The organism is Marinobacter sp. JSM 1782161 (genome assembly GCF_011421605.1).
GTDB lineage: Bacteria > Pseudomonadota > Gammaproteobacteria > Pseudomonadales > Oleiphilaceae > Marinobacter_A > Marinobacter_A bohaiensis.
In genome coordinates this window covers 2283549-2294101 of record NZ_WSSA01000002.1, presented here as the reverse complement: position 1 = coordinate 2294101, position 10553 = coordinate 2283549, and the positions used below count along the sequence as shown (strand labels likewise).

The 10553-nt window shown below is 64.6% G+C and carries 10 protein-coding genes; 3 read left to right on the top strand and 7 right to left on the bottom strand.

Annotated features, from left to right (window positions below; translation table 11 throughout):
- Positions 1-9: 9 nt before the first annotated feature.
- The 3 genes from GQB00_RS10285 to GQB00_RS10275 all read right to left on the bottom strand — a co-directional run bounded on the left by GQB00_RS10285 (position 10) and on the right by GQB00_RS10275 (position 1872).
- Complete coding sequence (locus GQB00_RS10285; protein WP_165856593.1) at positions 10-684, bottom strand: response regulator transcription factor; 675 nt, start codon at positions 682-684, stop codon at positions 10-12.
- 121 nt (positions 685-805) lie between these two features.
- Positions 806-1384, bottom strand: a complete 579-nt coding sequence (locus tag GQB00_RS10280; RefSeq protein ID WP_165856151.1) for a rhodanese-like domain-containing protein — start codon at positions 1382-1384, stop codon at positions 806-808.
- Positions 1385-1605: 221 nt separating this feature from the next.
- Positions 1606-1872, bottom strand: a complete 267-nt coding sequence (locus tag GQB00_RS10275; RefSeq protein ID WP_165856150.1) for a hypothetical protein — start codon at positions 1870-1872, stop codon at positions 1606-1608.
- Between the two features lie 111 nt (positions 1873-1983).
- Between GQB00_RS10275 and GQB00_RS10270 the strand changes: the two genes are divergently transcribed.
- A complete protein-coding gene (locus GQB00_RS10270) occupies positions 1984-2985 on the top strand; it encodes a Gfo/Idh/MocA family protein (RefSeq protein ID WP_165856149.1) in 1002 nt (333 codons plus the stop codon).
- Between the two features lie 31 nt (positions 2986-3016).
- Here the strand turns inward: GQB00_RS10270 and GQB00_RS10265 are convergent, their stop codons facing one another.
- Together GQB00_RS10265 and GQB00_RS10260 are read right to left on the bottom strand one after the other, a co-directional pair.
- Entirely contained in the window at positions 3017-4942 is a 1926-nt protein-coding gene (locus tag GQB00_RS10265; protein ID WP_165856148.1) for a methyl-accepting chemotaxis protein, read from the bottom strand.
- Between the two features lie 132 nt (positions 4943-5074).
- On the bottom strand, positions 5075-5989 hold the full coding sequence (locus GQB00_RS10260) for a choline sulfate utilization transcriptional regulator (protein ID WP_228276694.1): 915 nt from the start codon (positions 5987-5989) through the stop codon (positions 5075-5077).
- A 145-nt stretch (positions 5990-6134) separates the two neighbouring features.
- Between GQB00_RS10260 and betC the strand changes: the two genes are divergently transcribed.
- Both betC and choX read left to right on the top strand, forming a co-directional pair.
- Complete coding sequence (betC, locus tag GQB00_RS10255; protein WP_165856147.1) at positions 6135-7664, top strand: choline-sulfatase; 1530 nt, start codon at positions 6135-6137, stop codon at positions 7662-7664.
- Between the two features lie 125 nt (positions 7665-7789).
- The gene (gene choX, locus GQB00_RS10250) at positions 7790-8737 is read left to right on the top strand and encodes a choline ABC transporter substrate-binding protein (RefSeq protein WP_207950657.1); all 948 of its coding nucleotides are present in this window, start codon (positions 7790-7792) and stop codon (positions 8735-8737) included.
- A gap of 61 nt (positions 8738-8798) precedes the next feature.
- Here the strand turns inward: choX and GQB00_RS10245 are convergent, their stop codons facing one another.
- Positions 8799-9311 (bottom strand): hypothetical protein, encoded by a 513-nt coding sequence (locus GQB00_RS10245; RefSeq protein WP_111494040.1) that lies wholly within the window; start codon positions 9309-9311, stop codon positions 8799-8801.
- Between the two features lie 436 nt (positions 9312-9747).
- Complete coding sequence (locus GQB00_RS10240) at positions 9748-10548, bottom strand: hypothetical protein (protein WP_165856145.1); 801 nt, start codon at positions 10546-10548, stop codon at positions 9748-9750.
- Positions 10549-10553: the final 5 nt, after the last annotated feature.

The window sequence follows — 10553 nt, the reverse complement described above, 5'->3', positions numbered from 1 at the left end:
GGGTACGGTTTATCGCTTCAGGTACTGATTGAAATCGATATCACTGGCCGACAGGATCGCCTGCACCCGGTTGTGTACGCCGAGCTTGCGCAGAATGGCGGACACGTGGGCTTTGACCGTGGTTTCGGCGATGTTCAGGTTGTAGGCGATCTGCTTGTTGGATTCCCCCTTGGACATGCGCTCCAGTACCAGCAGCTGGCGGCGGGTGAGGGAGTTGAGCAGTTCCGGCGAGAGGTTGTTCTCGTCGTGCCGGTGGCGGCGCGAGCTGTCCTTGCCGGTGCGGATGATGTCCGACGGCAGGTAGACGTTGCCCGCCAGGATCTGCTCGATGGCCTGGGTCATCTGGGCGCGGGGCGAGGACTTGGTGATAAAGCCCACCGCACCGTAGGTGATGGCCTGCAGCACCACCTGTTTGTCTTCCTCGGCCGAGACGATGACCACCGGGATCGTGGGCGCCTCGTTGCGCAGGGTAATCAGGCCGTTGAGGCCATTCATGCCCGGCATGTTCAGGTCCAGCAGGATCAGGTCGAAGTCGTCCTGGTCCTGGATCATGGCCAGGGCGGTGTCCAGGTCATCGGTTTCCACCACGTCGCTACCCTGGAAGCCGGACTGGATCACGCTGGTGATCGCTTCCCGGAACAGGGGGTGGTCGTCGGCAATCAGGATCTTGTAGGCGGGTTCCATGCCGTCGGCAGCTCGCTCTTTTATTGTGTCGTGTTTGTCCGGATCGGACTCCGCTTTAGCATAACCCATAGCGGCGGTTTCCGGTGTGGCCAGATCGAGTGGGGACGTCATGATGCCCTCCTCATGATTGCGTGGGTGGGACGGGCGTGGCGGCACGCGTGGGCAGGCCGGCGCCTATCCAGCTGTCGATGCCGTCCTTGAACCAGTAGACGTTACGGTAGCCGGCTTCGGTCAGGCGTTTGACCGCGTTCCAGGACAGCCAGCAGTCGGACTTGCAGAAGACCGCCACCGGGTGGTCCGGACGCTCGCCGGTCAGGCGCGCCAGGTTGTCCATCAGGTAGCGCTGCCATCGGGGCTCGAGCTGGCCCTTGCCGGTGTTGGGCAGCCAATGGGCGTTGGGAATGCTCGGGTGGGGCTGGTCCTGCAGAAACCGCTGGTGGCGGTATTCCACGTTGATTACATCGATCAGCACCAGGTCGGCGTGGCGTTCCAGCAGTGCCTGCAGGGCGGCGGTATCCACCGTGGTGGCGCCGGGTGCCTTGGCCGGTGTGGGGCTGCGGTAGCGATCCAGGCGGAAGCCGTCTGCGGAGAACAGCCCGGTGTCGCGCGTTGGCGTGGTGTCCGCGTTGACCGGCAGCGCCAGGGCCATCAGCAGCGCCAGGTTGGATAGCAGCGTCAGGTTCCACGGAGACCTGAACATGGCTGGACCTCGTCTCGTTGGTCGTGCCGCTGATCGGCGGCCCCGGCATCCAGTGAGGGGCGGCTATCCATGGAAGACGGGCGGTCAGGTGCCGGATCAGGCGGCTTCTTGTTGTATTGACCAACATTACACGCCATGACGCCGCGTCATTGAATGCGACCATGGCACCAAAAAACAGGCACTAAAGTAGTAGGGGCGTGGATGGCCCGGAGGCCGGGCGCTCAGCGCACCAGCTGCTTGAGCCGTTGCTTCTCTTTCAGCAGGGGAAACAGTTTGCCCATGGCCATCAGCTGTGCGATACCGCCGACGATCAGCAGGCCGTAGCCGACCGCCGGATTGCTCATGAACGGGAACACGCTGCCCGGGTCGGATACGAACAGACTGAACAGCCCCAGGCCGAGGGCGATGTTGGCCGGCGCGGTAATCAGGTGCATTTTCAGGACTTTCTTGTTGATGGCGGCGAGTTGGGCCTTGGCGTCGGTACTCATGGGGTTCCCGGATGATGGTGTGCTAATTTGGAAAGCCTCATTGTAACGCCTGAATCGGCCTGACGCCCGCATCGCGGACAGGCTGCGAACCCGGAAGGGAGACTGTCGTCCATGACCGCACCGCGACCATTCCGCTGGGGCGTGATCGCCCCGGGCCGCATTGCCCACAACTTCGCCCGCGCCCTGTCGGTGATCGACGACGCGGAACTGGCCGGCGTGGCCAGTCGCCAGCCCGAGCGGGCCGAATCCTTTGCCGGAGACTACCGCCGCGATCACCCCGGCGTTCAGGTCTACCCCGACTACGACGCCCTGATCCAGGCCCCGGACATCGACGCCGTCTACATCGCCAACCCGCACCGCTTCCACGCGGAATGGGTTCGCGCCTGCCTTCACGCGGGCAAACCGGTGCTGTGTGAGAAGCCGCTGGCGGTGACCGCCCGGGAGGCGGCGGAGCTGTTCCGGCTGGCCCAGGCGAACCGGGTGTTCCTGATGGAGGCCCTATGGTCGCGCTTCCTGCCGGTGTGGCAGGACGTCCGCCACTGGCTGCGGGCGGGCGCGATCGGGCCGGTTCACACGGTGCAGTCGTCGTTCTGCTTCCGGGTGCCGTTCAATCCCGCCGACCGGCTGTGGGACATCCACCAGGCGGGCGGCGTGACCCTGGATATGGGCGTCTACCCGATAGCGCTGTCCAACTTCATTTTCGAGCGTGGACCGGATCGCGTGCAGGCGGCGGTGCTCAAGGGCGCGACCGATGTCGACGTGCGTACCTCCGCGCTGTTGCACTACGGCGAGGCGGTCAGCGCCTTTACCGCCAGCTTCCTGGCCGGGCGCGATAACAGTCTGCGTATCGAAGGCGAGGGCGGGGTAATCGATGTGGACGGGCCGTTCTGGGCCAGCACGCGTGCCACCCTGACGCCCCTCGACGGCGAGCCGGTGCGGGCCGACCACCCACACCGGATGAACGGTTTCGAGTACCAGATCGAGGCGGCAATGGCGGATATCCGCGCGGGCCACCTGCAGAACGACGTCATCCCGTGGGCAGATACCCTCACCACCGCCCGGGTGATCGACCAGATTCTGGCGGAAGGGGGCGTGGTGTACCCGTTCCTGTAGGCGACGGTTCCAACACGCCCGGCCGCCCTGACTAGACCTTGTAGCTCGACAGTTCCTTCTGCAGTCGTTCGGCCAACGCGATCAGCTCCTGGCTGGCGGCGCGGGTCCGGTCCGCCTGGGAGGAGGTTTCCTGGGCGTGGTTGTGGATGCGCTCCAGGGTGTTGTTGATCTCGTCGGCCACCTGGCTCTGTTCCTCGGCGGCACTGGCGATGTCGGTGTTGCGCTCGGAAATGCGGGCGACCGCCTCGCGCATCTGGGTGATGGCGTCGCCGGATTCCTGCGCCTTGGAAGACAGAGTGCCGGCCAGTTCGCGGGTGGCGTCCATCTTCTGGGAGGCGCCTTTGGCGCCGGATTGCAGTCGCTCGATCTGGCCGCGGATGTCGTCGATGGAGTTCTGGGTCCGGGTAGCCAGCATGCGCACCTCGTCCGAGACCACCGCAAAACCACGTCCGTGTTCGCCGGCCCGGGCCGCTTCAATGGCCGCGTTCAGGGCCAGCAGGTTGGTCTGCTCGGCGATGGAGTGAATCACGTCCAGCACGCTGCTGATCGCTTCGCTGTGCTCATCCAGTTCCGCCACGGCTTCAGCGCATTCGGCGATGGTCTGGGTCTGCTGTTCGATGGTGCGGATGGTTTCCTGCACCAGCGTGTGGCCGGAACGGGCGTCGTCTTCGGCGCCCTTGGCGGCCTCCTCGGCGACCGACGCGCTCTCGGCCACGTTCTGGGCGGTCAGCGACATTTCGTGCATCGAGGACGCCACGTGCTGGGTGTCGCTGGTCTGCCGGGCGATGGACTGGCTGGAGTCCTCCGCCACCTGGACCAGCCCCTGGGAGGCTTCCAGCACTTCGCGGGACGAGTGGCCCACATCGCGAATGGTGTCCTGTACCCGGGCCAGGAGCTTGTCGAACCCGTTGGCCATCTGTCCGAACTCGTCCCGGCTGGTGGCGTTGAAGCGGATGGTCAGGTCGCCCTCGCCGTCGGCGATGTCGTTGACTGCGCCGATCATCTGGTTCAGCGGGCGCGTGATGACGGCGGTGATCAGCAGGTGGATGGCGAGAATCAGCAGGGCGCCGACACCGGCGATCACCAACGCAATGCTGATGGAGTCGGCGGTGATGGTGTCGGTCAGCTCCTCGGCGGAATAGGCCGAGACGACGGTGTAGCCCCAGGGCGTGAACGGCGTTTCCACCTTGACCCAGTCGCCGTTGTTGCTGGCCAGTGCGGCCTGCACGGTTTCATCGGTCTGGTTGTCCGAGTGCATGCGCACGCGGCCCTTGTCGTCCACCAGCGTCACAAAGCCTTTCTCCAGCACCCGGGAGCCGGCGATGGCATCCGCCAGGATCGACATGTCGGCGGAGTAGCCCACGTACCAGATGCCCACCACCTGGCCGGCGCTGCTGCGCATCGGTGCGTAACCGGTCAGGTAGGGATTGCCCAGGATGTCCACCTGACCGTAGAAGGCCTGGCCGGATTCGATGGCCCGGAAGGCACCGCCGTCCGGGTTGAGGATGGTGCCGGTGGCGCGCTGGCCGCCGTCCTTCTTCACGTTGGTGGAAACGCGCACGTAGTTCTGGCCGTCGTAGACGAACAGGGTGGCGGTGCCCTTCATGTCCTGCGTCAGGTCGTCCACCAGCTCGAAGTGGTTGGCCATACCCTGGTTGCCCAGTAACAGTTGCGGCACGGTGCGGTCACCCACCCGGGTGTCTTTGCCAAGGCCGGGGGAGCCGATGGCTTCGCCGCGCTTGATCAGTACCTGCATGCTGCTCTTGACCCGATCCATCATGATCGAGTCGGTGACCGAGAGCAGGCGAACGACCCGCTGGCGGGCATCCGATGCCTGGCTCTCTGCGGTGTTGGTCAGTTCATGGTCGCGGGACACGATGGTGAAAATGGCCCCGGCGATCACCACGACGGAGATCAGCAAGGTAATGGCGAGGAAAAATTTCTTCTTTACAGACATGGACACGGCTCCGGCGCAATACGGCTCAATCCTTGCGGACAGGGGGGCTTACTGACTGAATTCTTTACAGCATGCTTAACGACCTGGCGCCGGAAAACTTTACACGTTGTTGTGTAATTTTTGCTCGCCGGCTCAGGCCATGGAATCGCCCTCCGTGCGTCGCCCCTCGGCTTCGAGCCAGTCCACGAACTCCAGCACCAGCGGATCCATGGCCTGACTGCCGGGAAAGACGATCTGGTAGCCGTTGTCCGAGCGGATCGGGGTGTCTACCAGGGCCGTCAGGGCGCCGTTCTCCAGCAGAGGCTCCACAAACGGTGACCAGCCGATGGCCACGCCCTGGCCCGTCAGTGCGGCCTGCAGCAACAGGGTGTAGTTGTTGAAGATCAATGCAGGCTCCGGCGGCGGTCCCGGCAATCCCAGGTGCTCGAACAGCGTCGGCCAGTCGAACCACGGGGCGCTGTCTGCCTCCAGTTGCAGCAGTGGCAGGTCGGCCAGGGATGCGGTCGCGTCGCCGCCTTGCAGCAGCCCCGGTGCACACACCGGCACCACCGATTCGCCGAACAGCAGGCGGGTCGGGGCGCTCATCTCGTAGCCGTTGCCGAACATCAGGGCAATGTCCACGTCCGCCTGGTCTGGCGTGACGGGCCGTTGCCCGGTGACCAGGCGCACGTCCACGGAGGGATGGGCGCGCCGGAAGCCGGCCAGGCGGGGCAGTAGCCAGTAGGTGCCCAGGGCGTAGTCGGTGGCGACGTTGATGACGTCGTTACGGGCGAGCTGGCGCGAGCGCTCGTAGGCTTCGGCCAGGGTGGTCAGTCCCTCGGCAATCCCCCGGTGCAGGCTGCTGCCGGTGCGGGTCAGTTGCACGCCCCGGTGAATACGCTGGAACAGCGGCGTGCCGATGTCTGCTTCGAGGCGTTTGATATGCTGGCTGACCGCGGACTGGGTGGAGCCCAGCTCCCGGGCGGCGGCGGTGAACGAGCGCAGGCGGGCGGCGGCCTCGAAGGCCTGCAGCATCGCCAGGGGCGGCAGGTGTTGGGTATCTGGCATAAGCTGGTCTAATGTTTGTCATTAGTTTGGGATCAGTTTACAGCCCGGCGGGTGGGGCGCAACATGGGTCAATTCCTTTTCTCCTATTAATCTGGTTGATAGCAACGCCTTCAACCGCGCAAGTCTCCAGCCCAGATAAGGTCGTATGTCCCAGAAAACCGCTTCCCAGCCCAACATCCTGTTTCTCATGGCCGACCAGATGGCGGCGCCGGTGCTGCCGATCTACGGCGATTCGCCGGTCAAGGTGCCGCACCTGCAGTCCCTGGCCGAGGGTGGCGTGGTGTTCGATTCCGCCTACTGCAACAGCCCGCTGTGCGCGCCGTCGCGCTTCGTGCTGATGACCGGTCAGCGGCCGTCGCGGATCGGAGCCTTCGACAACGCCGCGGAGCTGCGCGCGGATATGCCCACCTATGCCCACTATCTGCGTGAGCTGGGCTACCGCACGGCCCTGTCCGGCAAGATGCACTTTTGCGGGCCGGACCAGTTGCACGGCTTCGAGGACCGCCTGACCAGCGATATCTACCCGGCGGATTTCGGCTGGGCGGTGAACTGGGACGGCGACGAGAGCCGTCCCACCTGGTACCACGACATGTCCTCGGTCCAGGAAGCGGGGCCCTGTGTGCGCAGCAACCAGCTGGATTTCGACGACGAAGTGGTGTTCCACGCCCAGCGTTACCTGTACAACCAGGCCCGCACCCGCGACGAGCGCCCATTCTGCCTGACCGTCTCCATGACCCATCCCCACGATCCCTATACCATTGGCGAGGAATACTGGAACCGTTATTCGGACGACGAGATTCCCATGCCGTCGGTGCGCCTGGGCGATGCCGAGCGCGATCCCCATTCCAAACGTCTGCGGGCGTTGTACCAGGCCGATACCGCCGAGTTTTCCGAGCAGGACATCCGCCGCGCCCGGCGCGCCTATTTCGGCGCCATCAGCTACGTGGACGACCAGATCGGCAAGCTGATCAACACCCTCAGGGAGACCGGTCTGGACGAAAACACCATCATCGTGTTCTCCGGCGATCACGGTGACATGCTTGGCGAGCGCGATCTCTGGTACAAGATGAGCTGGTTCGAGTGGTCGGCGCGGGTGCCTTTGATCGTGCACGCCCCGGAGCGTTTCAAACCCGGCCGGGTCAGCCAGAGCGTGTCCACCATGGATCTGCTGCCCACCTTCGTGGACATGGCGAGCGGCGGCGACTACGGGCAATATGCGGTGCCGTTGGACGGCCGCAGCCTCATGCCGCACCTGCAGCGTGAGGGCGGGCACGACGAGGTGATTGGCGAGTACATGGGCGAGGGTACCGTGGCGCCGTTGATGATGATCCGCCGCGGCGACTACAAATACGTGTGCTGCCCGAGCGATCCGGACCAGTTGTTCGACCTGGCCCGGGACCCGCAGGAGCGGACCAATCTGGCCGATGATCCGGCCCACGCTGAGACCCTGCAATCCCTGCGTGCGGAAGCGGCGGAACGCTGGGACATGGACGCCATCCACCAGGATGTGCTGGAAAGCCAGCGTCGGCGCCGGCTGGTGGCCAGTGCCCTGAGCAAGGGACGGATCACCCCCTGGGATCACCAGCCCTGGGTCGATGCCAGCGTCCAGTACATGCGCAACACCCTGGACCTGGGGGATCTGGAAGCCCGTTCGCGGTTTCCCCGGGTCAAATGAGGCAGGCCGGCCTTGCGCCGGATCGTGAGCGACACACGACCGGGAACGGCTCGGAATCGATAACGATACAGAACGGATAACGAGACAGACCTGATAACGACACAGATAAAGGAGTCATGGGCACGATGACCAATTCCCCGAAGCGACTGACCACATTCCTGCTGGCCGGCGTCTGCGCCGCAGCGACCTCCGCCCAGGCGGCGGTTCCCGAGCAATGCCGGACCGTGCAGTTCAGCGATCCCGGCTGGACCGACATCAACGTCACCAACGCCATCACCACCACGCTGCTGCAGGGGCTGGGCTACGACACCCAGGTGGACCTGCTGTCGGTGCCCATTGGCTTTAAATCCCTGAAGAGCGAGGACGTTGACGTGTTCCTGGGCAACTGGATGCCGGCCCAGGATAACTTCGCTAAGCAGTACGAGGGGGGCTACGAGAAAGTCCGGGCCAACCTGGAGGGGGCCAAGTTCACCCTGGCGGTACCGGCCTACGTCAAGGAACAGACCGGTGTCAGCAGCTTCGCCGACCTGGATGAACATGCCGAGGCCTTCGATCATCGCATCTACGGCATCGAACCCGGTGCGGCGGGCAACAACCTGATCCAGAAGATGATCGACGAGGACGCCTATGGGCTGGGTGACTGGAAGCTGGTGGAATCCAGCGAGCAGGGCATGCTCAGCCAGGTCAGCCGCGCCGAGCGCCGCGACAAGCCGGTGGTGTTCCTGGCCTGGGAACCACACCCCATGAACCTGGGGCGCGATCTGGTGTATCTGTCCGGCGCCGATGATTACTTCGGCCCCAACTACGGCGGCGCCACCGTCTATACCCTGACCCGCAACGGTTACAGTGACGAGTGCGCCAACGTGGGCCAGTTGCTGGGCAACCTGCAGTTCACGCTGGACATGGAGAGCGGCATCATGGGTGCCGTGCTCAATGACGGTGAGGACGCGGGCGACGCGGCCAGCGCCTACCTGAAGTCCAACCCCGGGGTACTGACCGAATGGCTGGACGGTGTGACCACCGTCGATGGCCAGGCGGGGCTTCCGGCGGTACGCGATTCGCTGGGGTTATAAACGCCCGGTTGGGGGAAAGCGGGCCCCGCTATCGGGGCCCGGCGTCGTGCAGGCGGGTTGGCTAGAAATTAAAGCCGATACCGGCGCTGTAGGCCCAGGCGCCGTCGTCGAAGTTGTCGTCGGCGTCGCTGGCGCTATCGAAGAAGACCTGATACTCGGTCTGGAAGGTGATGAACGTCTTGGGTTTGACGTAGTACTTCACCCCCGCTTCCGGGCCGGCAAAGAACGTCTCGTCCACATCGTCCCCATAGATCCCGCCGAAATTGGCGCCCACGAACGGCTGCCATTCATCAGCATCGAAATGGTAGTCGGCGAACAGCCGGGTGGCCCCGCTCCAGCTTGAGTTGTCCGACGTATCGGAGAAGCCGACGCTTTGACGCAGGCCCATGGCGGTGTTGTCGGTGAAGAATTGACCGAGGTCGAAGCTGAAGGCCGCGGTATTGTTGTCGAAGTCTGTATCGCTGGAACCGGAACCGGTCAGCGTAAACAGGCGGTCGCCGGTCTGCGGTTCGGCCAGCGCCAGGGTTGGCGCCAGACCCAGACACAAAACGACGATGGGAGTTTTCCACTGCATGGCGTTGTCCTCCAGGTGTTGGCGAGCGGCGATTCACCGCGTTGCGGCAACGTTTTCTCTCCCGGCGAACCGGGTACAACACCGTTGCTTTCCTACGCTGAGCGTAGGTCAGCCTGGCGGGAATATTAATGTAACCTCCACAGCTGTAATTCGCGCCGTTGCGCGTTTTGTGCCTTGACGTGCGCGTGTCCGGATACGGTCGGGTCAACCTGTCACGTTTTACGGATACGGCCGTGCTGTCGGGCCTGGCGTGAGGCGAGAGCGCCAAGTACGGGGAGTCTTGGGAAAAGTCGGTATCCACCCAGGCGACCGATCGCGAAGATCCGTTGCCTGAGTGGACAGGTTGGCTCGATATGGGGCTGACGGAGATAACCGACTGTCACGTTTGGGGTGAGGGGCCGTTGTCGTTCTCGACGGTCGACCGGGTTACGAAAATTTAATCCCCGCCCGTGCGGTCCCGGCGCTGTCCCGGTTGGGGCGCGCTTCGTCGCAGTCCCAGTTCGCAGGCGTACAGGATGTTGCCCAATCCCATCACCACGTTGGCGGTGTTGATCCGGGGTGGCGGCGCGTCCGGTTCGGGCTCGCTGTCCGCGCCCTGCAGGCGGCGCAACAGATCGCACAGGCTGATCAGCAGATCCAGGGCGCCGGTGGCCTGGGGCGGCTGGGCCATGGCGTCGCGCACGTAGTGCAGGGCACCCTCGACGATGGCCGCCTGGTGGTGCGTCAGGCCGTCGGTGGTCAGTGCCCGTAGCCCCTCGAAGCGCCGCTGCCGGTCCAGGCGGATGGCTTCCAGGCAGGTGTCCTCGGCGCTGGCCCCGTCGCGTGACAGCCCGGCCAGCCGCAGATCGACCGAGCCGCCCGGGTGGTCGGCCGCGGAGCGCACCTGCTGGCGCGCCTCGGGCAGGAAACGGTTGATGGCCTGGCGTCGGGTGCGGGCCAGCTCCTCGCGGGCGGTCTCGTTGACCAGCAGGGTCAGCAACTGGGCGCACTGGACCAGGTCGGGCCAGAGTTCGGAATCGACCGCCTCGGGCCGTTCCGGCAGCAGGCGGGCGATGGAGCGGGCTTCGAAGTAGAGGCTGGTGACGTCGTGTTGGTCGAGACTGGCGTGGGCGATGACGTTGCGCAGACCGAGCCGCTCGATGTCCTGGATCAGGCTGGGAAGCAGTAGCAGCAGGTAATGCCGGGCGCCGTGGGAGAGAACGCTATCGGAACCGGATTCGCTGGAAAGGACCGCCATGGCAA

Coding starts and splice junctions, on each gene's coding strand:
- GQB00_RS10285 (WP_165856593.1), bottom strand. CDS start 684: ATGGAACCCGCCTACAAGATCCTGATTGCCGACGACCACCCCCTGTTC.
- GQB00_RS10280 (WP_165856151.1), bottom strand. CDS start 1,384: ATGTTCAGGTCTCCGTGGAACCTGACGCTGCTATCCAACCTGGCGCTG.
- GQB00_RS10275 (WP_165856150.1), bottom strand. CDS start 1,872: ATGAGTACCGACGCCAAGGCCCAACTCGCCGCCATCAACAAGAAAGTC.
- GQB00_RS10270 (WP_165856149.1), top strand. CDS start 1,984: ATGACCGCACCGCGACCATTCCGCTGGGGCGTGATCGCCCCGGGCCGC.
- GQB00_RS10265 (WP_165856148.1), bottom strand. CDS start 4,942: ATGTCTGTAAAGAAGAAATTTTTCCTCGCCATTACCTTGCTGATCTCC.
- GQB00_RS10260 (WP_228276694.1), bottom strand. CDS start 5,989: ATGCCAGATACCCAACACCTGCCGCCCCTGGCGATGCTGCAGGCCTTC.
- betC (WP_165856147.1), top strand. CDS start 6,135: ATGTCCCAGAAAACCGCTTCCCAGCCCAACATCCTGTTTCTCATGGCC.
- choX (WP_207950657.1), top strand. CDS start 7,790: ATGACCAATTCCCCGAAGCGACTGACCACATTCCTGCTGGCCGGCGTC.
- GQB00_RS10245 (WP_111494040.1), bottom strand. CDS start 9,311: ATGCAGTGGAAAACTCCCATCGTCGTTTTGTGTCTGGGTCTGGCGCCA.
- GQB00_RS10240 (WP_165856145.1), bottom strand. CDS start 10,548: ATGGCGGTCCTTTCCAGCGAATCCGGTTCCGATAGCGTTCTCTCCCAC.